The following is a 19,361-nucleotide window of genomic DNA, read 5'->3' on the forward strand; positions in this document are numbered from 1 at the left end:
GCCCGACTCCGGGCACGTACTCGCACGCACAACGACCTCATCTGCAGCAAGGATTTCAATGTCGAACATCGCCCCGTTCTCACGCCCTACGCACGCCCACGTTCCCACCGCGGCAGCCGACCTCAAGCCCGTCACCCCGAGCTACCCCGCCGCCGCGCAGCGCGAGGCCGCCGCTCCCGTGCAGCCGGTTGCTCCGGCCCCCGAAACCCGCGGCTTCGCGCTCTACGTCGGCCTTGACACCGACACCGCGACGGCCGACGGCGTGACCCTCACCGAGGTCGTCACCGCCCTGCGCCGCGTGCTCGCCGAGCGCGCCCCGTCGGCCTCGAGCTACGCATCCGTCGCCTTCGCGCCCGCCGGCGCGCCCGGCGACAGCATCGACCTCGTCCGCCTCGCCCTTCAGGAGCCGGGCGCGGTGCGCGAGCAGCGCGCCGCCCGCCAGGAAGAAGAGCGTGCCGAAGAGGCGAAGCGCTCGCAGGCAAAGGTTGAGATCGACACCTCGCGCAAGCGCGTGCTCGTGCAGGGCGAGAATGCCGACTTCACCTACAAGGAGTTCGAGCTGCTGCAGGCGCTCGTGCTCCGCGAGGGCCGCACCGTCAGCCGCGAAGAGATCATCGACGTGCTGTGGCGCGAGTCGCACGAGGAGCGCCCGCACGAGCGCACCATCGACGTGCACGTGCGTCGCCTGCGCCAGCGTCTCGGCGACTACGCCGACATCGTGCGCACCGTGCGCGGCATCGGCTACCGCTTCGACCGCCACGCCGACGTGCGCATCGTGCACTCGCTCGCGCCCTCGCCCGACCGTCACTAATCTCGGCGCGGTCTGGGAGGTTCCGCGGAATTCTCCGCGCGCCGCAACCTAGACTCGCGTACGTGAGTGACACAGCACATCGATCCGCCGCGGCCGCAAAGCCGAGCGACGCCTGGGAGGCGCTCTTCCGAGCGCAGGTGTCGATCATGCGCGACCTGCGTCGGGACTTCACCAATGTCGGCATGTCGATGAACGAGTACGACGTACTCTTCAACACGTATCGCGCGCCGAACCACCGCATCCGCCTGCGCGAGCTCAACGCGTCGGTGCTGATCACGCAGTCCTCGGTCTCGAGGCTCGTCGATCGGCTCGTCGCCCGCGAGTTCATGGTGAAACTCGAGGACGAACTGGATGCGCGCGGCACCGTCGTCGAGCTGACGGCTGAGGGGGTGCGCGCGTTCCGCAGTGCCGCGATCGTGCACACCGAAAACATCAACGACCGCGTCGGCAGCGTGCTGACCCCCGACGAGCTCGTCACGCTGCGCGATCTCTGCACCAAGCTGCGCGAGCACGACGAGGCATGAGTGAGTCCGGGGTCGCCTGGCCCGGCGGCGAGGGTGCACCTGTCTCCGCGGCGGCCGCGCGCTCGCTTGCCGCGTCGCTGCAGGCGCTCGCCGAGCCGGCCCGGCTGCGCATCCTGTCGATCGTGGCATCGAACGACCCGCGGCCGACGACCGTGACCGAGCTCGTCGACGCCGTCGGGCTCTCGCAGGCAACCGTCTCGCACCATCTCAAGCATTTGCTGCAGGCGGGCTTCGTGAGCGCCGAGCGTGCGGGAAACTGGAATCTCTACCGCGCCAACGCCGACGCCTACGCCGACGTCGTGCAGCGGCTCTCGCCCGACCGCTAAGGAGCCATCGTGAGCCAAGCCATCGCCATCGTCACCGGGGCCTCGAGCGGAATCGGGCACGAGATCGTGCGCGAGCTCGCGTCGACCCACCGCATCGTCGCGCTCGGGCGGGATGCGGCCCGGCTCGCCGCGACCGGGGCCGAGATCACGGTGACCGCCGACCTGCGCGACGCGGGCGAGTTCGCCGCTGGCGGCAAGGTCACGGCGCTCATCGACTCGCTCGACCGCGTCGACGTGCTCGTGCATTCGGCTGCCGTCGGCACGCCGGGCAGCTTCGCCGAGACCGACGCCGCCGAGTGGCACCGCCAGCTCACGACGAACGTCGTGGCGCCGGCGCTGCTCACGAGGCTCGCGCTGCCGAAGCTGCGGGATGCGGCGGGCACCGTCGTGTTCCTCGGCTCGGGTGTCTCGGTGCGCCCGGCGCACCAGATGGCGGCGTACGTCGCGTCGAAGCACGCCCTCAAGGGGCTCGCCGACTCGCTGCGGCTCGAGGAGGCCGAGCATGGCGTCCGCGTCACGACGCTCATGCCCGGCCAGGTCGACACCCCCATGCAGGTCGAACTGCAGGAGGGCCTCGGTAATACCTACCGGCCGGAGCGCTACCTACGCCCCGAGACCGTCGCTCGCGCGGTTCGGTACGTTGTTGACGCCCCCGCGGACGCTCACCTTACCGACCTCAGCATCCGCCCCCGCGTCGCGGGCTAGCCGCGCGATCTTCCGGCGCTCGAGCCACACGGCGACGGCGACGCCGAACAGCGCGATCGCGAACCAGATGAGCAGGTGGCCGACCGCCGCACTGACGTTGATGGTCGAGCCCGCAATGAGCGCGCGGAACGCCTCGACCGAGTACGACAGCGGCAGCCACGGGTGGATCGCCTGATAGAACGGCGGCGCCGTTTGCACGGGATACGTCGCGCCCGCTGAAGAGAGCTGGAGCACGATCATCACGAGCGCGAGGAATCGGCCCGGGGCGCCGAGCAAGGCGACGAGCGCCTGGTTCATCGCGACAAAGGTTACGCTCGCGAGGAACGCCAGACCAACGACCGGCCACACCAGCGCGTAGTCGACGCCGACGAGGAAGTGCACGACGAACAGCATGAGCGTGCTCTGCACGAGGCCCATGATCGCGCCGGGCAGGAACGCCCGCAAGGTGTCGACGAGGATCGACCCGCTGCCGCGCGCCTTGCGCAGCGGCTCGTGCATCATGAAGTACGCCATGCCGCCGACCCAGAGCGCGAGCGACATGAAGTAGGGCGCCATGCCGTCGCCGTTCTTCGCGACCTCGTTCTGGCGGCTCGTGTCGAGCTGCACCGGGTTCGAGGTGACGTCCGCCAGCGTCTCTGACTCGCTGTCGGTGTAGGAGGGCACCTCGTCGACGCCGTCCTCGAGGCCCGAGGTGAGCTCGCCGCTGCCGTCGAGCAGCTGGTCGAGACCGTCGCGCAGCGAGTTCGTGCCATCGGCGGCCTCGCCCGTGCCGTCGGCGACCTGGTGCGCGCCGTCGGAGAGCTCGTTCGCGCCGTCGCTCAGCTCGCCCGTGCCGTCGGCGAGGGTGTTCGCGCCCGAGGCGAGCGTGCTCGTGCCGCTCGCGAGCGTCGAGGCGCCGTCGGCGAGCTGGCCGTTCGCATCCGCGAGCTGCTGCGCACCCGAGTTCACCTGTGCAATGCCGTCGGCGAGCGCGCCGGAGGCGTCGCGCAGCTGCGAGGTGCCGCCCGCGAGGGTCTCGGCGCCGGTGGCGACCTGCTGGGCGCCGTCGTTGAGCTCGTTGACCTGGTCGACGATCGCGCCCGGGTCCTGCAGCGCGTCGAGGCCCGAGAGATCGATGCCGTCGAGGCTCGTCGCGGCGTCGTCGAAGCCGGTCTGCACCTGCTGCGCGCCCGACTGAATCTGCGTCACGAGCGCGAACTTTTCTTCGTCGGTGAGGGTGTCCCAGTTCGTCACGAGGTCGTCGAGGCCGGTCACGACGTCCGAGGCGCCGGTCTGCAACTCGCCGCCCTGAGCGGTGAGCTGTTCGGCGACCTGCGCGACCGTTTCGGCCGTCGACGCGGCGCCATTCACCGCATCCGCGAGCTGCTGCGTGCCGTCGGCCACCTGGCCGGCGCCGTCGGCGAGGCTCTGCGCCCCGTCGTCGAGCTGGGCGGCCTGGTCGGGCAGGCCCGAGGTCTGTTCTTCGAGCTCGGCCGTGCCGGACGCGAGTTCGTTGGCGCCACTCGCGGCCTGCTGCGCACCCGAAGAGAGCTGCTGCGCGCCCGAGTCGAGCGTGGCGGCGCCCGAGGCGAGGTCGGATGCGCCGCTCGCGGCCTGGTCGGCGCCGCTCGCGAGGGTGTCGGCGCCGCTCGCGAGCTCGCCCGTGCCGCTCACGAGCTGGTTGATGCCCACCTGCAGCTCGCCCGCGCCGTCGTCGGCGTCGCCGATGCCGTTGCCGAGCTCGGTCGAGCCGTCGGCGGCCTCTTGCAGGCTGCCGTGGATCGAGGTGAAGCCGGCGTAGATGTTCGTCAGATACTCGTCGGACACCTCGGTCGCGAGCTCATCGGCGACGACGGTGCCGATCTGGTTCGCGATCGTGCCGACGAACATGTTCGCGGCGTCGTTCGTCTCGATGTGCAGCTTGGCCTGCTTCGGGTCGTCGCCCGCGGGCGAGACCGCGTTCGCCGAGAAGTCCTCGGGGATCGTCAGCACCGCGAGCACCTCACCGTCGGCAAGCTGCTCGGCGGCCTCTTCGGCCGACAGCTCCTCCCAGTCGAAGTTCTTCGCCTCGTCGCTGTCGACGAGCTTCTCGGTGAGCTGGTCGCCGAGGTCGACGGTCTTGGTCTCGCCGTCGGTCGTCTCGGTCGTGGTGGCGACATCGTTGTTCACGACGGCGGCCTGGATGTTGTCGAAGTTGCCCTGCGGGTCGCTGAACGAGCCCGTGAGCAGGCCCGAGTAAATCAGCGGCACCGTGGCGAGGCCTGCAAAGATGATGGCTCGCCACAGTTTTCCGTTGCGATTCTTAGCTTGCGTTTCGGTCATTTCGTGAAGTCCGTCATTGAGTAGTTGGCCGCACCAGAGGCGGCAAGGATGTTCGCGGCGAAGCGCTGCACGGTCGGTTCCAGTGCATTTTCGCCCATGAAGTCACTCGAGAGCCAGGCAATCGCGCGCCAGACCGCGCCGGCGCCGAGGAATTCGGCGCGGGCCAGGGCCTCGCGCTCGTCGACGCCCTCGCGCAGGCGGGGTGCGAGCGGCGAGTGATGCAGGAATTGGTCGGCGAGGTAGTGGACGATGCCCGCGAGCACCGGCACGGCGGCCGGGCCACTCAGGATCGGCAGGTAGATCACCGCATCCCGCTGCAGTTCGCCGAACAGCAGCGCGAGGCGGGCGCGGGCGAAGTCGTCCCACGAGTCGCCCGGCAGCCCGCTCGGCATGCGGTCGAACAGCTCGCCGAGGCGCTGCAGGGTGGCGACGCGCACGAGGTCCGGCACGTCGGTGAAGTGCTGGTAGAAGGTCGGCCGGCTCACGCCGGCGCGCTTCACGACATCGGTAATCGAGGGCGTGCCCCCGTCCGCAGCCAGATGGGCCCAGACCGCCTCAATGAGGGCGGCGCGGGAGCGAAGGGCGCGTGGGTCGATGGCGTTCGTGCTTGTCACGAGCGACTAATTTACATTTGTAAATTAGATTTCGCAAGGGGTGCCACACCGCCAACACACAGCTTGGTCGGTGCGATGCATCATGACGGATACGTTGAACTCAACTGTCTGTGGCGAGGACGTTCCTCTGAAGCAGCGGGAAGAAGGACCCCATGGCCACGGTGTCCCAGCTGGATCCGACGCCGCGCTCGGGCTTGCCAAACGCGCTGAACCAGCCGTTCGCGGAGGCGGTTCGCCACGTCAGCATCGGTGATGGGGGCCGCCAGCCAGCGCGAAATGCACGCCGTTGAATTCATCAGCCTTGCTCGTTCTACCTGCGACGGCGTCGAACATACCAAGGCTCAGGGATCCTGTGAGCAGGACAGTAGAGTCAGCATCAGTCAGTGAGGATTGACGGTGATGCCCTCAAGCGAACAAGGAGAGGCCCGATGAACTCTGAAACCGGCGGTGTCGTATCGGCCCCACCAGTACCCGACAGGAGCATTCTGGCGCCCGCCACAGCAGAATTCGCCAATCTAGTCGAGCGCCTCGTCGCCAGCGCCGAGCAGTGCCGCGGCGAGCCGCAAGCAATGCTCGCGACCCTCAGCGAAGACGCGATTTCGCCAGAAGACTTTCCACTTCCTGGCAAGCACACGCTTGCCCTCTGGGAGCTGCTCGCAGAAGTGGCGGCCACGGATCTGGTCGCAGCGCGCACGCTCGAACCCCACCTCGACGCACTGGCCATTACTGCGCAGAGCCCCGACCCAATACCTGCCGAGGGCACTTGGGGCGTGTATGCGGCCGAAGGTGGCAACTCACCGTTGACCGCCCACCATCATCCTGGCTCGGCGTCGGACGTGTATCTGAACGGCGTCAAGCCGTGGTGCTCGCTCGCGGCCTCACTCGACGCCGCGTTGGTGACCGCCCACACGGATGGGGGACGTCAGCTATTCGCCATCGATCTTCACCACCCCGGCGTCCAGGTGGAACGGGTGCGATGGGTGAGCCGTGGGCTCGCACACGTCCCCAGCGGCCCGGTTCGTTTCGACAACGTACCCGCCACAGCCGTCGGCGCCGTGGGCTGGTATTTCGATAGACCAGGCTTTGCGTGGGGCGGAGCCGGGGTGGCCGCATGCTGGTTCGGCGGCGCCGTTGGTGTTTACCGCGATCTCGTCTCAGCGGCCGCGCGGCGGCCACCGGATCAGATTGGTTTCGCCCTACTGGGTCGCGCCGCCCGGTTGGTTCGGACCGGCAAGACTGCCCTGACCGACGCAGCGGAGCGCGTCAACAACGCAGCATTCGATTGGCCAGACTCCCTCGCCCTGCGCAGCACCATCGCCGACATCTGCGCCGACGTGCTCGAGATCTCGGGTCTGGCGCACAGCCCTTCCGCCCTCGCGTTCGACGATGTGCATGCCCGTCGCGTCGCTGACCTCGCAATGTACCTCCAGCAGCATCACGGCGGCCGAGACGATGCCGCTCTTGGCGAGTTCATCGTGCGTGACGATCCGTGGCATGCACTCACCGGGCCCTCAACTCCGGTCGCCAAATCATGAGCGCCCCGCGGTTCACGCACGACGAGCCCGGCACGGGCGCTTCCGACTGGGATTGTGCGCACGAGCTTCCCGGCGTCACGATGACACAACTCCTCTCCCCAGGCGCCTCGCTCATCGTCGTCGTCGCCCATCCTGACGATGAAACACTCGGAGCGGGTGGTCTGATTGCGACCGCGGCCGCACACGGGCATGACGTCACCGTGGTGCTCTGCAGCGACGGTGAAGCGTCGCATCCCGACTCCCGCACGCACACCCGCCGAGAACTCGCCGTGATTCGACGGCGAGAGTTCACCGCAGCTATGGACGCGCTCGGGAGCGCGTCGAAGAAGTCCTGCAACCGTGTTTCGTTCACTGCGCTGGGGCTGCCCGACGGACATGTGGGCGAGTTCGGTACAGAAATTGAGCGGGAACTTCGACGACTCGTGACTCCGAGCACCACCATTGCATCGCCATGGCGGAGCGACGGCCATTCCGACCACGACGCGGTCGGCGAGATAGCCGCGGCAGTAGCCGCCGAGCTCGGGCTGACACTGCTTGAATTTCCGATCTGGTACTGGCACTGGGCTCAGCCCGCCGCCGATCCTCGCTGGCGTTCCATGCGCACCTTTCGGCTCGATCCGAGCGCGGCGGGCGCAAAACGGCTTGCGATGGCCGCATACCCGTCCCAGACGACGCCGCTCTCCGCAGCGAAAGAGGATGCTCCTGTGCTCACAGAGCAGTTCTTGCAGCATTTTCACCGAGACACGGAGGTGTTCCTTCGCACCGAACCCGGCCCGCTCGGAGCGCCGCAAGCGCGCGAAACATTTAACTCGCTCTTCGACAGCGACCCGGATCCCTGGCGCTTCGACAGCGATTACGAGGTGCGCAAACGAGAGGTCCTGCTTACATCGCTCGCTCGCCCGGTCTACCGGCAAGCGTTGGAGCTCGGGAGCGCGACCGGCGCGCTCACCGAACGGCTGGCGCAGCGGTGCGAATGTGTGGTCGCGATCGATGCGAGTGACGTGGCCGTCGAGCGCAGTCGCGTCCGCTTGTCGCAGTACCGGCATGTTCGTGTCGAGCATCGCGAGGTGCCAGCGGATTGGCCAGACACCGGTCCCTTCGATCTGGTGGTCATGTCTGAATTCGGCTACTACCTCACCCGTATCGAACTGGAGGAGGTCTTCGAACGGATCGAAGCGTCCGTGACGCCAGACGCACAGGTGGTGCTCTGCCATTGGTTGCACCCGATCGACGGTTGGGCGCTGGACGGGCGTGACGTGCACGAAGCCGCTCGGCGACGTGGATGGACTGCGCGAGTCACGCACCACGAAGCGGACTTCCTCTTGGAAGTCTTCACATTGAACGCGTCGGCTGACTCGATATGAGCGGTCCTGCGTGCTCGGCATTGGCGGTGGTGATTCCGGTACGCGACGAAGCTGCGCTGGTGGGACGAGCGGTCGTCGCGGCGCTGGCTGCGATGACCGCGGCCGAGTCGAGTTTTGGCGTCCGCACTCTCCTTGTTGTCGTATTCGACACATGCGTCGATGACTCCGAGCCTGCCGCCCGCGCCGCATCGGCGGGCGATCCGCGAGTGGAGTTTGTGCAGGCCCGATTGGGCGCGGTCGGACGAACACGCGCCGTCGGCGTCGCCACGGCCTTAGGAATCCTGAGGCGGCCGCCCGCAGATGTCTGGATCGCCAACAGCGACGGCGACTCTCAAGTACCGGTCCACTGGTGCGTCGAGCAACTGCGCGAGGCAGCGGAGGGCGCCGCCGCCATAGTGGGTACGGTGATCCCGATCGGCAATAGCGACATGCACGAAACCCTCCAGACGTGGGCAGACGACTATCGGCCGGTTGATGGGCACGAGCACATCCATGGCGCGAACCTCGGTGTCCGAGCCGATGCGTACCTCGCTTCGGGCGGTTTCCCTCCGGTCACACACGACGAGGATGTGCGTCTCGTGCGGGCGCTGCGGGCTGGGGGTTATCGCGTCGTGGCGTCCGCTCGATGTCCGGTGCGCACCTCCGCTCGGACACTCGGTCGCGCGCCGCACGGTTTCGCGGACTACCTCGCCGGGTTGCAATCGGACGCGCCGCGCAATCGTTGAGGTCGAACACAAGCGAGTCTGATACGCCTTGCGTACAGACGAACGGAGATCTCATGGCAACTCAGAGCACATCCACGAAGACCAGCGCCCGCCGTAGCACCAGGCAGAATGCGGAGGGCGGTTTCAAGGCATCGGCATCACTCACCGACGACCTCCAACGAGTACACGTCGACCTCATCGAACTTCATCTCCAGGGCAAGCAGGCGCACTGGAATGTTGTCGGCAAGAACTTCCGTGATCTCCACCGCCAACTGGACGAGATTGTCCAGAGCGCGCGCGAGTTCAGCGATGAGGTCGCCGAACGCATGCGCGCGCTCCATGCCATTCCGGACGGACGCAGCGGCACGGTGGCCAAGAACACGACGCTGCCCGAGTTCCCCGCGGGCGAAGTCGACACTGCGGACACAATCGACCTCATCACCGAGCGACTCGAAACCACGGTTGGCACGCTTCGGGACGTGCACGACAACGTCGACGAACAAGATCCGACGAGCGCCGACCTGCTGCACGCGATCATCCAACGCTTCGAGCAACTCGCCTGGATGGTGAGCGCGGAGAATCGCACACCGTCAAAGTAACCACACGACGGAACTGAACACGCTAGCTGCTGACGCGCCGCACGCGATTGTGAAGGGAACGCCGTTGACACCAGACCCGACTCGCTGTCAACGGCGCCGGTGGTAGGTCCGTTCGATCCGTGTCACGATTGCGAAACGAAGGTCGTCGCGAGTGGCCCATCGTCGGCTGTTGAGCACGTTTTTCTGGAGCAGGGCGACGACCGATTCCATTGCCGCGTAGTCGCCGGTAGCGCCGACCCGGCCCATGGATCCGATGAGCCCCGCCCGGTCGAGTTCGGCTTGGAAGCGCCGCGAACGAAACTGGCCGCCTCTCTCGATGTGAACCGTCGTGCCGACGTGGTCGCAGCGCTGGATCGCCATCCGTAAGGCGGCGACCGCGAGCTCTCAAGTCATGCGATTGTTGGTTGAGTATGCGACGATCCGGTTCGACCAGGCATCCTTCACGGCGCACTGATAGACCTAGCGCGGACCGGTCGGGTGCTCCGAGACTTGCCTGCGCCAGAGCCAGTCAGCGCCACCAGACGCACCGCACTGACGCGGTGAACCCGTTCTCGGCGAACTCATCTGCGATGAACCGGAATCCGAACGCGGGGTCATCGGCATGCACGTCAATGGCCGCGTTGGTCAAGTGCGCGTCGCCGCCGTATTCCTCGTCCAGTTCGTTGTCGTTGCTCATGCGTGGCCCTCGAGGTAATCACGCAGAATCACTGCGTGATTTACCTCGGGCGACTTCGCGCCGTAGAGCAGCGTGACCGTGTCATTTTCTCGCGCCAGGCCAAGCAGCTCGTCGACCGCATCCGGCTCCTCGTCGAGCTCGGCGCGGTACTTCTCGGCGAACTCGTCCATGCGCTCGGCGTCGTGGTCCCACCACTTGCGCAGCTCGGGGCTCGGCGCGACGCCCTTGCACCAGTCGTCGAGCCGCGCGTCGGCTTTCGCGACGCCGCGCGGCCAGAGCCGGTCAACGAGCACCCGCACGCCGTCGTCGTCACTTGCCTCGTCGTAGATTCGCTTGATTCGAAGTTGCCCCATCGCGATCTCCTCCTCCATGTCATTTGACCACGAATGCGCGCACCGCCGCGAGTGCTCGCGCGAGCGCCACTTGGCCGCGTTAGCGTGTCGACAAGAAGCATCGACGCTTACCTCGGAGGCCCGCATGACTGACTTCTCGACGCTGACCGGACTCGAACAGCTCGCGCATCTCGAGGAACTCGGCAGACCCATCGCGCCGATCGCGACGCACTTCAATCTGCGGCTCGTTTCGTACTCCGAGGGCGACGTCCACTTTGAGGCGCGGCCCGAGGCCTCGCACTACAACCCGATCGGCACGGTGCACGGCGGCTTTGCAGCGACGCTGCTCGACTCGGCGTGCGCGACGGCGATCCACACGACGCTGCGCGCCGGGCAGGCGTACACCTCGCTCGAGATTAAGGTGAACTATTTGCGCACGATCACCGAAGACACCGGTGTTGTGCACGTGCACGGCTGGGTGACGAAGTCGGGTTCGCGCGCGGGCTTCGCCGAGGCGGATGTGCGGGATGCGGAGGGCCGCGTGCTCGCAACCGCGTCGAGCACCTGCGCGATCTTCGCGACCTGCTGACCCCGAGCATGGCGGCGCGTGACTGAGAGAAAGCAAAACGGCCCGCCGAAGCGGGCCGTCCAGTTCTGTCTCCACACAGAGTGCGCCTGGAGGGACTCGAACCCCCAACCTTCTGATCCGTAGTCAGATGCTCTATCCATTGAGCTACAGGCGCAGGTCGCCTTGGCGACTGATCTAGCTTAGCAACGCCCAGGCGGAAGTTCAAATCGGCCCCAGAGAGTAACTTGGAGAGGTGACAACTGGGCATGCGGGCTTCTCTGAAACGGGCACTACCTGGATAGGACACCGCCGCGGGACGGGTGGCTACACGCTCATCCAGCTCGCCATGTTCATCGCGGGTGTCGCGACGTTCGCGCAGCTGTACGCGCCGCAGGCCGTGCTGCCGCAGATCGCCGGCGGATTTGGCGTGAGCACGGCCGAGTCGGCGCTCATGATCTCAGCGGGCACGCTCGGGCTCGCCCTCGCAGTGGTGCCCTGGTCGCTCGTCGCCGACCGCATCGGGCGCAAGCGGGCCATGTCGATCGCAATCGTCGCGGCGACGCTGCTCGCGTTCGTCACCCTCGCGATGCCGAACTTCGAGCTCGCGATCATCGTGCGCTTCTTCGAGGGCTGCGCGCTCGGCGGCGTCCCCGCCGTCGCCATGGCCTACCTCAACGAGGAGGTGCATAAGAAGGATGCGGCGGCCGCGGTCGGCACCTTCATCGCCGGCAACACCATCGGCGGCCTCTCGGGCCGCATCATCTCGGGCCCGCTCGCCGAGGCAACCGGCTCGTGGCAGTTCGGCGTGCTCGCGGTCGCGATTCTCTCGGCCATCGCATCCGTGCTGTTCATTCTGCTCGCGCCCAGGCCGAGCGGCTTCCAACCGCTGAGCCAGATCAGCATCGGCGAATCGGTCGCGACCACACTGCGCAACGCCTGGCACCACCTGCACGACCCGGTGCTCGTCTCGCTCTACGTGCAGCCGTTCCTGCTCATGGGCGGCTTCGTCGCCATCTACAACTACCTCGGCTTCCACCTCAGCGCGCCGCCGTTCCTGCTGCCGGTGTGGGTGTCGTCGATGGTGTTTCTCGCCTACCTCGCGGGCTCGGTGTCGTCGCCGTTCGCGGGGCGCATCGCGGGGCGGCACGGCCGCAAGCTCGTCATGATCGTGTGCGACCTCGTGGCCATCGCGTCGCTGTTGCTCATGCTCATCCCGAACCTCTGGGCAATCATCGTCGGCCTCGTGCTCATGACCGCCGCGTTCTTCGGCTCGCACTCGACCGCATCCGGCTGGGCCGGCGCGTGGCCGACCGAGGGCCGCGCGCAGTCGACCGCGCTCTACAACTTGCTCTACTACGTCGGCTCGAGCGTGTTCGGCTATGTCGGCGGCGTCTTCTACCAGCAGTGGGGCTGGGATGCGCTCGTCTACCTCGTCGCGGGGCTGTTCGGCTCGGGGATGCTCGTGGGCATCCTCGTGCTGCCGCGCAAGCCGCGGCCCGCTCAGCCCTAGCCATTAGCCTTCGACGGGCCGCAGGCTCGCGGCCGCGGCGGCGAAGAGCGCGTCGGTCACCCGCTCGAGCGTGGCCGTGCCGAGCGACCAGCTGTGCCAGAACAGCGGTACGTCGATGTGGCGGTCGTCGATCGGCTCGACGCCATCGACGAGTTGGAGCTCGGGCACCATGCCCCAGCCAAAGCCGTGCTCGACGGCCCGCACGAACTCGCCCGAGCCGGGCACGCGATGCCGCGGCGGAGCAGCATCCCGGCCCACGATGCCGAGCAGTTCGCGCTGCAGCGAATCCGACTCGTCGTACTCGATGAGGGGCGCGGCCGCGAACCCCGGCCGGCCCTCGCCGAACCAGCGCGCCCGAAACTCGGGCGTCGCGACCGGCAGGTAGCGCATCGCGCCGAGCGGCCGTACTGCGCAGCCCTGCACGGTCTCGCGGTCGGAGCTGATCGCCGCCACGACCGTGCCGTTGCGCAGCAGCTCGGTCGTGCGGGTCTGGTCGTCGCGCTGGAACTCGAACAGGATCTCGCCGGCGAGCGGTGCGAGCGCGGGCAGCACCCACGTGATGAGCGAGTCAGAGTTCACCGCGATGGGCAGCGTCGCAATGGCGTCGTCGCGCAGCACCTGCTCGGCCTCGCCCGCGAGCACCTCGAGCTGGCGTGCGAGCCGCAGCAGGGCCGCGCCGTGCTCGGTCGCGCGCACCGGGCGGGCGCGCACGAGCAGCACGCGCCCGACGTCGTGCTCGAGCGCGCGGATGCGCTGGCTCACCGCCGACGCGGTGACGTGGAGCGCCTCGGCGGCCGCGTCAAACGACCCGTGGTCGACGACGGCGACGAGGGCACGGAGGCGGGCAAGATCGAGTTCCATAAGCGCTGCTTAATCTACTGAAGAAAGTTGATTATGACTTAGTCATTGCCGTTTTTACCCTGGAATGCGTGATCTTCTCCCCTGGTGCCGCTCTCGCCGGCCTCGGCTTCGGCCTCTCGCTCATCATCGCAATCGGCGCGCAGAACGCGTTCATCCTGCGCCAGGGCATCCGTCGCGAGCATGTCTTCGCGATCGCGCTGTTCTGTGCGGTCTCGGATGCGGCACTCATCTCGCTCGGCATCTTCGGCCTCGGCGGGCTCATCGCGCTCGCGCCGTGGCTCATCGTGGTGATGCGCTGGGCCGGGGTCGTGTTCCTCGTGCTCTACGGCGCGTTCGCGCTCCGCCGAGCGTTCCGCGCCGAATCGCTCGAGCCCGAGGCGGATGGGGAGGCTCGCGCGCCGCTCGGGGCGACGATGCTCGCGATCGCGGCGATCACCTGGCTCAATCCGCACGTCTACCTCGACACCGTGATGCTCATGGGCTCGGTCGCGAACTCGTACCACGAGGCCCGCTGGAGCTTCGGGGTGGGCGCCGTGGTCGGAAGCTTCGTGTGGTTCTTCGGAGTCGGTTATGGCGCGCGCTGGCTGCGCCCGATCTTCCGCAACCCCCGCGCCTGGCGCATCCTCGACATCGTGATCGCGCTGACGATGTTCGCGATTGCCGCCTCACTCGCGCTGGGAGCGTAGCCGCCGCATCCCTACCGCCCGACCTTGCCGAAAAGCGACGCGATCGGCGCGAGCACGATCGGCCGCGCGGCAAACCACGCGCCGACGATGACCGCGAGCGAGACGAGGAAGATGAAGAAGCCGGCCCAGTTGTCGGCCTCTTGCCCCGCATACATGTGGTTGAGGTTGCGCAGCGCCCCCGTGGCGAGCACGAGCGTCACATGTACGACGATGAACAGCACGAAGTAGAGCATGGCGGGGAAGTGCACAGCGCGGGCAACCTCGACCGGGTAGATCTTGTTGAGGCGCTGCGCCTTCGCCGGCCACAAGCCCGACATGCGCACACCGGTGAGCGCGCTGATTGGCGCCGCGATGAACACCGTGAGGAAGTACATCAGCTGCTGGATGCTGTTGTAGTTGACCCAGCCGTGCTCGGTCGGCCAGTCGAGCGAGGCGTACTGCAGGATCGCCGAGAGCGCGTTCGGGAACACCTCCCAGCTCGTCGGCACGATGCGCATCCAGTGCCCCGACGCGAACAGCAGCACGATGAAGACGACACCGTTGACGAGCCAGAGCAGGTCGAGGGCCTGGTGGAACCAGATTGTGAGGCTGATGCGCTTCGACTCCTTGCCCCACTTCGGCGTCCAGTACGCCTGCGGGCGCTGCTCGTGCCGAATATGCGTGCCCGAGCGAATGATGAGCACCATCAGGAACATGTTGAAGAAGTGCTGCCAGCTCACCCAGGCGGGAAACCCAGGCTGCGCGCTCTCGGGCAGCTCGTACTCGCCGGGGTAGCGGGCCAGCCAGATCTGCACTCCGGGCAGGGTGCGCAGCCACTGCGCGAGCAGGGTGAGCAGGGTCGCGAGGATGAGCACGCCGACGATCGCCGCCACGGGCCGGAACCAGCGCCGCTGGGTGAGCGGGGTGGGTTCTGGGGTGGTGGTGGCCGGAGCCGCGGCGCCCAAACCCCGACGCGGCGGCGCCTGCTGTCCGGTTGGCTCGACCGGCTCGGCCGGCGCGGCCGGCTGTCCCGGGCGCGGGAGGCCCCGGCGAGGTGTCTGCGGTGATCCACCGTCGATCGTCATGGCCCGCTACTTCTTTGCGTGCAGCGTTTCGATCAGCTGCGGCACGATCTTGAAGACGTCGCCGACGATGCCGAAGTCGGCGATGTCGAAGATCGGCGCCTCGGCGTCCTTATTGATTGCGACGATGGTCTTCGCGGTCTGCATGCCGGCGCGGTGCTGAATGGCGCCCGAGATGCCGAGGGCGACGTAGAGCTGCGGCGATACCGAGACGCCGGTCTGGCCGACCTGGTGACTCTGCGGAATGTAGCCCGCGTCCACCGCGGCGCGCGAGGCGCCGACGGCTGCGCCCAGCGCATCCGCGAGCTGCTCGACGAGCACGAACTGCTCCTCCGAGCCGATGCCGCGGCCGCCCGAGACGACCTTGGCGGCGCTGCGCAGATCAGGGCGATCCGACTTCTCGGTCGAAGCCTCGTACGAGGTGATCGTTGCGGCGGGCGCGCCACTCGCCGGCACCGCGAGGGTCTCCACGACGGGCTGAGTGGGCTGGCCGGTCGCCTCGACGGCGCCCTGGCGCACCGTGATGACGGGCGCGCCGAGCGTCACGGCCGAGTCGACGCTGTAGTTGCCGCCGTAGACGGAGTGGTGCACGACCACGCCCTCCTCGTCACGCGAGATGCCGACGGCGTCGACCGCAATGGCCTCGCGAGCGCGGGCAGCGAAGCGGCCGGCGATGTCGCGGCCGTCGGCCGAGTTCGAGAGCACGTAGGCGACGGGATGCACGGCCTCGGCCGCCGCGGCGAGCGCATCGACCTGCGGGGTCGCGACCTCGGCGCCGAAGCGCTCGGTCTCGGCGACGAACACGTGGGCCGCACCATACTGGCCGAGCGCCTCGGCGCCAGCCTGGCCGGCGCCGACCGGGGTCACGAGGAGCACGACGGGCGTGCCCGCGCCTGCGGCAGCGGCGATGAGCGAGGCGGTCGAGCGCACTGGTGCACCGGCGTGATCGGTGTCGGCGACGACGAGGACAGCGTCATTCGGGAATGCAGTCATGGCTTCTTCCTCTACGCGAGACGGTTCTGGACGAGGTAGTCGGCGAGTTGGTCGGCGGCGGTGCCGTCATCGACCACCTTGACGCCGGCCGCGCGGGCGGGCTTCTCGGCGATGCCGATGAGGATCGAGCGGTGGGCGTTCGGGTCGGCCACGTTGACGCCGAGGTCGGCCGCGGTGAGCGTCACGTACGGCTTCTTCTTCGCGGCCATGATGCCCTTGAAGTTCGGGAAGCGCGGGTCGGGCAGTGCCTCGGTGATCGAGGCCACCGCGGGCAGCGGCGCCGACACGACGGTGGTGCCGCCGTCGACCGCGCGGTGACCGCCGACGGTGCTCTCGGCGAGGTCGAGGCTCGACAGGGCGCCCGTGTAGGGCACCCCGAGGTGTTCCGCGACCATCGCGGGCACCACGCCACCGGTGCCATCGGTCGACAGGTTGCCCGCGATGACGAGGTCGAAGCCGGTGCGCTGGATCGCTGCCGCGAGGACCTCGGCGGTGAGGCCGAGGTCGGCGCCCGCGAGCGAAGCGTCGGCGACGTGGACAGCGCTCTGCGCGCCCATCGCGAGCCCCTTGCGGATCGTCGCGATGGCGCGCTCGGGGCCCATGCTCAGCACGGTCACCTCGGCGCTGGGGTTCGCGTCGGCGTAACTCAGCGCGGCCTCGACCGAGCGCTCGCAGATCTCATCGAGCACGGCCTCGCTGGCAGCCCGATCGGCGAGACCGGTCTCCAGGTTGAGCACCCGGTCGCCATAGGTATCGGGCACTTCTTTTACGAGTACAACGATCTTCATCATTCTCTCCTCACAGGCGCTGGCCTACGCTGGCCACGCTCCCCGCGTTCCCCGTTGAACGCAGTAGGTACTTCGATGATGACGCTGAGTTATGTAGATTGCGTTATTGCGCCGCGCGCGCTGCCGCCTCGTTGTCGTCGTCCCAGATGCCGCGCTGCGCGAGGGTTTCGATGAGGCGGTCGGCGGCACCGGTGATGTGCCGCGCCATCGCTTCGCGGGCGCGCTCGGGGTCGCGTGCCTTCAGCGCCGCGAGGATTTGGGGATGCCCGTCTCGGCTAGCCGAGATTTGGCCCTCAACGGCGGCATAGAAGTGCGTCGGCAGATGCTTCACGACCGACCCCTGGAGCAACGCCAGCCGGTTGGACTGCGCAGCAAGGTTGATCTCACGATGGAACAGGTGACCAAGGTCTGCGACGGCTTGGGAGTCACCGGCCTTCACCGCGGCCTCATACTGCTCGATCATGCCCTCGAGCACGTCAAGGCCTTCGTCACTGATGCGCTCGGCCGCGCGAGCCGCAAGTTCTCCCGCGAGCACCGCCTGTGCCCAGAACAGGTCTCGGATGTCGTCGGCCAAGAACGGTGCCACGACAAAGCCGCGCCGAGGTACGAGCCGAACAAAGCCTTCGCTTTTGAGCATGAGCAGGCCCTCGCGCACCGGCGTGTTGCTCACGCCGACGGCCTCGGCGATTGGCTCCATGCGCAGGTAATCGCCGGCCTTGACTTCGCCCGAGATGATGAGCTCGCGCACGTAGGTGGCGACCTCTTCGGGCAGCTGCTGCCGACGGGTCTTCGACCGGGTGTACGAACCAGTCCGCTGCGTTGCTGATGTAATCCGCTCCGTCGAAGCCATAAATAAACTATATCCGCGACGGTGAGCCGTGAAGAGGCGCGAATTCCGGAGGAATTCTCCTACGCGGACACGGAGGGATTTGAACCCCGCGCCGCGCAAGCGGCGCGTCACCATCCGACGGTGAGCAGTTGCAAGGACGAGAATCTCGGAGAGATTCTCCTACGCGGACACGGAGGGATTTGAACCCTCGGTCCCCCTATTGAGGGACTCCACCTTAGCAGGGTGGTGCACTCGGCCTGACTATGCGACGTGTCCAGACTGACCAAGACTACACGATGTCGGCGGCCTGGAAAATCAGCCGCCGGCATCGCTAGAACAGTGTGTCGGTGTTCGAACAGGTCTCTTGGTCGGCGGTCTGGCCGTCGAAGTCGACGCTCGGCGTGGGCTCGGTCGTGGGGCCGACCGTGCTGTCGGTCGTGGCGTCGGGGCTCTCGGTGCCCGTGGCGTCGCCAGGGTCACCGGTGTCAGCACTGTCGGTGCTGCCGGTATCGCCGGAGTCAGCGCTAGCCGAATCACCCGTGCCGTCGGTCGCGTCGGGCGTCGCGCTCTGAATCAACGGTTGGTCGTCGCGCAGCAGCTGCCACATGACATCGGCATCGGCAGTCGGCTCGACGCGGCCCGGCGAGTAAACAGAGTCGGCCACCGGTAATCGCACGAACGCCATCGACTCGTTCGGCACCTGCGCCAATGCCGAGGCCAAACTCACGAGGGTGTCGATGTTGTTCATGTTGCTCGACAGCGTCATGTTCTGCGTCGCCGCACGGGCGATGCCGTAGAGCTTCGTCGGGTTCGTCAGCGTCTCGTTGCTCTTCACGGTGCGGAACAGCGCCGAGAGGAACACCTGCTGGTTCGTGATGCGCGCGAGGTCGGAGCCGTCGCCCACGCCGTGGCGCGTGCGGAGGAACTTCAGCGCCTCCTCGCCCTTGAGCGAGTGGGTACCGGCTTCGAGGTTCAACCCGACGTAGGTGTCTTCGATGGGCTGCTCGACGCAGACGTCAACGCCACCAACGGCGTTCGACATCTCGATGACGCCGCGGAACGTGATCATCGCCGCGTACTGAATGTCGAGCCCGCTCATCTCCTCGACAGTCGCGACGATGCAGCCCATGCCGCCCTCGTCGAGGATCGAGTTCATCATGACGCCGTAACGCTCGGAAACCTGCTCGCCGTCGTCGTTCGTGCACGCTGGCGTGTCGACGAGGGTGTCACGCGGAATCGAGACGACCGAGGCGTGAGAGTGGTCCTCCGAGAGGTGGAAGAGCATGTTCACGTCGTTGAGCGTGCCGTCGGCGTCGGGCGACCCCTCGCCGAATTCCTCGCCCTGACCGACGCGGGTGTCGCTGCCGACGAGCAGGATGTTCACGCCACCCTCGAACGTGTCAATGCTCGGGTCGGAATTGTCCTCGAGCTCAAACGTGCTGACGTTGCCGAGCAGGTTCCAGTAGACAATCGTGCCGAAGGTGATGAGCGAGACGAGCAGCACGGCGACAACCATGCCAACGCCCTTGCCCACGGTGCCCCACGTGCTGGTCACGGCGAGTCGCCCGTGCCGC

General features: G+C 67.4%; 22 protein-coding genes and 2 tRNA genes. 11 read left to right on the forward strand and 13 right to left on the reverse strand.

The window, feature by feature from the left end:
• Positions 1-58: 58 nt before the first annotated feature.
• The 4 genes from M3M28_RS11365 to M3M28_RS11380 all read left to right on the forward strand — a co-directional run bounded on the left by M3M28_RS11365 (position 59) and on the right by M3M28_RS11380 (position 2,366).
• On the forward strand, positions 59-811 hold the full coding sequence (locus tag M3M28_RS11365; protein WP_249386567.1) for a winged helix-turn-helix domain-containing protein: 753 nt from the start codon (positions 59-61) through the stop codon (positions 809-811).
• A gap of 62 nt (positions 812-873) precedes the next feature.
• Positions 874-1,335 carry a MarR family winged helix-turn-helix transcriptional regulator gene (locus M3M28_RS11370; RefSeq protein WP_349305330.1) on the forward strand — a complete coding sequence of 154 codons (462 nt, stop codon included), beginning with the start codon at positions 874-876 and terminating at the stop codon, positions 1,333-1,335.
• Complete coding sequence (locus tag M3M28_RS11375; protein ID WP_249386568.1) at positions 1,332-1,661, forward strand: ArsR/SmtB family transcription factor; 330 nt, start codon at positions 1,332-1,334, stop codon at positions 1,659-1,661. Before M3M28_RS11370 ends, M3M28_RS11375 begins: the two co-directional genes overlap by 4 nt.
• 9 nt (positions 1,662-1,670) lie before the next feature.
• Positions 1,671-2,366, forward strand: coding sequence for an SDR family oxidoreductase (locus M3M28_RS11380; protein WP_249386569.1), 696 nt, complete (start codon positions 1,671-1,673; stop codon positions 2,364-2,366).
• Here M3M28_RS11380 and M3M28_RS11385 read toward each other — a convergent pair.
• Entirely contained in the window at positions 2,265-4,667 is a 2,403-nt protein-coding gene (locus M3M28_RS11385; protein ID WP_249386570.1) for a YhgE/Pip domain-containing protein, read from the reverse strand. The two genes, M3M28_RS11380 and M3M28_RS11385, sit on opposite strands and share 102 nt — an antisense overlap.
• On the reverse strand, positions 4,664-5,281 hold the full coding sequence (locus M3M28_RS11390) for a TetR/AcrR family transcriptional regulator (protein ID WP_249386571.1): 618 nt from the start codon (positions 5,279-5,281) through the stop codon (positions 4,664-4,666). The genes M3M28_RS11385 and M3M28_RS11390 overlap by 4 nt, the downstream gene beginning before the upstream one ends.
• Before the next feature lie 428 nt (positions 5,282-5,709).
• Between M3M28_RS11390 and M3M28_RS11395 the strand changes: the two genes are divergently transcribed.
• The 4 genes from M3M28_RS11395 to M3M28_RS11410 are packed head-to-tail and all read left to right on the forward strand — an operon-like array spanning position 5,710 to position 9,483.
• Positions 5,710-6,816: an acyl-CoA dehydrogenase family protein gene (locus M3M28_RS11395; protein WP_249386572.1), complete on the forward strand. Its 1,107-nt coding sequence runs from the start codon at positions 5,710-5,712 to the stop codon at positions 6,814-6,816.
• Positions 6,813-8,180, forward strand: coding sequence for a bifunctional PIG-L family deacetylase/class I SAM-dependent methyltransferase (locus M3M28_RS11400; RefSeq protein ID WP_249386573.1), 1,368 nt, complete (start codon positions 6,813-6,815; stop codon positions 8,178-8,180). The genes M3M28_RS11395 and M3M28_RS11400 overlap by 4 nt, the downstream gene beginning before the upstream one ends.
• Entirely contained in the window at positions 8,177-8,905 is a 729-nt protein-coding gene (locus M3M28_RS11405; RefSeq protein ID WP_249386574.1) for a glycosyltransferase family 2 protein, read from the forward strand. Before M3M28_RS11400 ends, M3M28_RS11405 begins: the two co-directional genes overlap by 4 nt.
• A gap of 53 nt (positions 8,906-8,958) precedes the next feature.
• A complete protein-coding gene (locus tag M3M28_RS11410; protein WP_249386575.1) occupies positions 8,959-9,483 on the forward strand; it encodes a Dps family protein in 525 nt (174 codons plus the stop codon).
• An 87-nt stretch (positions 9,484-9,570) separates the two neighbouring features.
• Here the strand turns inward: M3M28_RS11410 and M3M28_RS12810 are convergent, their stop codons facing one another.
• From M3M28_RS12810 to M3M28_RS11420, 3 genes are all read right to left on the reverse strand, one after another.
• The gene (locus M3M28_RS12810; protein ID WP_431193847.1) at positions 9,571-9,843 is read right to left on the reverse strand and encodes a hypothetical protein; all 273 of its coding nucleotides are present in this window, start codon (positions 9,841-9,843) and stop codon (positions 9,571-9,573) included.
• 148 nt (positions 9,844-9,991) lie between these two features.
• Positions 9,992-10,159 carry a hypothetical protein gene (locus tag M3M28_RS12815; RefSeq protein ID WP_431193848.1) on the reverse strand — a complete coding sequence of 56 codons (168 nt, stop codon included), beginning with the start codon at positions 10,157-10,159 and terminating at the stop codon, positions 9,992-9,994.
• Positions 10,156-10,512 (reverse strand): DUF488 domain-containing protein, encoded by a 357-nt coding sequence (locus tag M3M28_RS11420; protein WP_249386576.1) that lies wholly within the window; start codon positions 10,510-10,512, stop codon positions 10,156-10,158. The genes M3M28_RS12815 and M3M28_RS11420 overlap by 4 nt, the downstream gene beginning before the upstream one ends.
• 124 nt (positions 10,513-10,636) lie before the next feature.
• On the opposite strand from M3M28_RS11420, the gene M3M28_RS11425 reads away from it, so the two are divergent.
• The gene (locus M3M28_RS11425; RefSeq protein WP_249386577.1) at positions 10,637-11,080 is read left to right on the forward strand and encodes a PaaI family thioesterase; all 444 of its coding nucleotides are present in this window, start codon (positions 10,637-10,639) and stop codon (positions 11,078-11,080) included.
• An 81-nt stretch (positions 11,081-11,161) separates the two neighbouring features.
• On the opposite strand, the gene M3M28_RS11430 is transcribed toward M3M28_RS11425, so the two are convergent.
• A tRNA-Arg gene (locus M3M28_RS11430) sits at positions 11,162-11,234 on the reverse strand.
• A gap of 78 nt (positions 11,235-11,312) precedes the next feature.
• Between M3M28_RS11430 and M3M28_RS11435 the strand changes: the two genes are divergently transcribed.
• Complete coding sequence (locus tag M3M28_RS11435) at positions 11,313-12,569, forward strand: MFS transporter (protein WP_249386578.1); 1,257 nt, start codon at positions 11,313-11,315, stop codon at positions 12,567-12,569.
• 3 nt (positions 12,570-12,572) lie between these two features.
• Here M3M28_RS11435 and M3M28_RS11440 read toward each other — a convergent pair whose 3' ends face one another.
• Positions 12,573-13,430: a LysR family transcriptional regulator ArgP gene (locus tag M3M28_RS11440; protein ID WP_249386579.1), complete on the reverse strand. Its 858-nt coding sequence runs from the start codon at positions 13,428-13,430 to the stop codon at positions 12,573-12,575.
• Between the two features lie 71 nt (positions 13,431-13,501).
• On the opposite strand from M3M28_RS11440, the gene M3M28_RS11445 reads away from it, so the two are divergent.
• On the forward strand, positions 13,502-14,116 hold the full coding sequence (locus M3M28_RS11445; protein WP_431193871.1) for a LysE/ArgO family amino acid transporter: 615 nt from the start codon (positions 13,502-13,504) through the stop codon (positions 14,114-14,116).
• 11 nt (positions 14,117-14,127) lie between these two features.
• Here M3M28_RS11445 and M3M28_RS11450 read toward each other — a convergent pair whose 3' ends face one another.
• The 6 genes from M3M28_RS11450 to M3M28_RS11475 form a co-directional block, all read right to left on the reverse strand.
• Positions 14,128-15,180 (reverse strand): cytochrome b/b6 domain-containing protein, encoded by a 1,053-nt coding sequence (locus tag M3M28_RS11450; protein ID WP_349305331.1) that lies wholly within the window; start codon positions 15,178-15,180, stop codon positions 14,128-14,130.
• A gap of 6 nt (positions 15,181-15,186) precedes the next feature.
• Positions 15,187-16,170: an electron transfer flavoprotein subunit alpha/FixB family protein gene (locus M3M28_RS11455; RefSeq protein ID WP_249386581.1), complete on the reverse strand. Its 984-nt coding sequence runs from the start codon at positions 16,168-16,170 to the stop codon at positions 15,187-15,189.
• 11 nt (positions 16,171-16,181) lie between these two features.
• Positions 16,182-16,958: an electron transfer flavoprotein subunit beta/FixA family protein gene (locus tag M3M28_RS11460; RefSeq protein WP_249386582.1), complete on the reverse strand. Its 777-nt coding sequence runs from the start codon at positions 16,956-16,958 to the stop codon at positions 16,182-16,184.
• 103 nt (positions 16,959-17,061) lie between these two features.
• Entirely contained in the window at positions 17,062-17,808 is a 747-nt protein-coding gene (locus M3M28_RS11465; protein ID WP_249386583.1) for a GntR family transcriptional regulator, read from the reverse strand.
• Positions 17,809-17,972: 164 nt separating this feature from the next.
• Positions 17,973-18,063: transfer RNA gene (locus M3M28_RS11470), tRNA-Ser, on the reverse strand.
• Positions 18,064-18,118: 55 nt separating this feature from the next.
• Positions 18,119-19,342: an LCP family protein gene (locus M3M28_RS11475; RefSeq protein WP_249386584.1), complete on the reverse strand. Its 1,224-nt coding sequence runs from the start codon at positions 19,340-19,342 to the stop codon at positions 18,119-18,121.
• Positions 19,343-19,361 lie beyond the last annotated feature (19 nt).

It is taken from the genome of Gulosibacter sediminis (genome assembly GCF_023370115.1).
Lineage (GTDB): Bacteria > Actinomycetota > Actinomycetes > Actinomycetales > Microbacteriaceae > Gulosibacter > Gulosibacter sediminis_A.

What these genes read in the sequence shown, in the direction of transcription:
- M3M28_RS11450 (WP_349305331.1), bottom strand. Translation starts at nt 15,180, where the DNA reads ATGACGATCGACGGTGGATCACCGCAGACACCTCGCCGGGGCCTCCCG.
- M3M28_RS11400 (WP_249386573.1), top strand. Translation starts at nt 6,813, where the DNA reads ATGAGCGCCCCGCGGTTCACGCACGACGAGCCCGGCACGGGCGCTTCC.
- M3M28_RS11405 (WP_249386574.1), top strand. Translation starts at nt 8,177, where the DNA reads ATGAGCGGTCCTGCGTGCTCGGCATTGGCGGTGGTGATTCCGGTACGC.
- M3M28_RS11465 (WP_249386583.1), bottom strand. Translation starts at nt 17,808, where the DNA reads ATGGCTTCGACGGAGCGGATTACATCAGCAACGCAGCGGACTGGTTCG.
- M3M28_RS11425 (WP_249386577.1), top strand. Translation starts at nt 10,637, where the DNA reads ATGACTGACTTCTCGACGCTGACCGGACTCGAACAGCTCGCGCATCTC.
- M3M28_RS11440 (WP_249386579.1), bottom strand. Translation starts at nt 13,430, where the DNA reads ATGGAACTCGATCTTGCCCGCCTCCGTGCCCTCGTCGCCGTCGTCGAC.
- M3M28_RS11410 (WP_249386575.1), top strand. Translation starts at nt 8,959, where the DNA reads ATGGCAACTCAGAGCACATCCACGAAGACCAGCGCCCGCCGTAGCACC.
- M3M28_RS11420 (WP_249386576.1), bottom strand. Translation starts at nt 10,512, where the DNA reads ATGGGGCAACTTCGAATCAAGCGAATCTACGACGAGGCAAGTGACGAC.
- M3M28_RS11385 (WP_249386570.1), bottom strand. Translation starts at nt 4,667, where the DNA reads ATGACCGAAACGCAAGCTAAGAATCGCAACGGAAAACTGTGGCGAGCC.
- M3M28_RS11395 (WP_249386572.1), top strand. Translation starts at nt 5,710, where the DNA reads ATGAACTCTGAAACCGGCGGTGTCGTATCGGCCCCACCAGTACCCGAC.
- M3M28_RS12810 (WP_431193847.1), bottom strand. Translation starts at nt 9,843, where the DNA reads ATGGCGATCCAGCGCTGCGACCACGTCGGCACGACGGTTCACATCGAG.
- M3M28_RS11460 (WP_249386582.1), bottom strand. Translation starts at nt 16,958, where the DNA reads ATGAAGATCGTTGTACTCGTAAAAGAAGTGCCCGATACCTATGGCGAC.
- M3M28_RS11365 (WP_249386567.1), top strand. Translation starts at nt 59, where the DNA reads ATGTCGAACATCGCCCCGTTCTCACGCCCTACGCACGCCCACGTTCCC.
- M3M28_RS12815 (WP_431193848.1), bottom strand. Translation starts at nt 10,159, where the DNA reads ATGAGCAACGACAACGAACTGGACGAGGAATACGGCGGCGACGCGCAC.
- M3M28_RS11455 (WP_249386581.1), bottom strand. Translation starts at nt 16,170, where the DNA reads ATGACTGCATTCCCGAATGACGCTGTCCTCGTCGTCGCCGACACCGAT.
- M3M28_RS11375 (WP_249386568.1), top strand. Translation starts at nt 1,332, where the DNA reads ATGAGTGAGTCCGGGGTCGCCTGGCCCGGCGGCGAGGGTGCACCTGTC.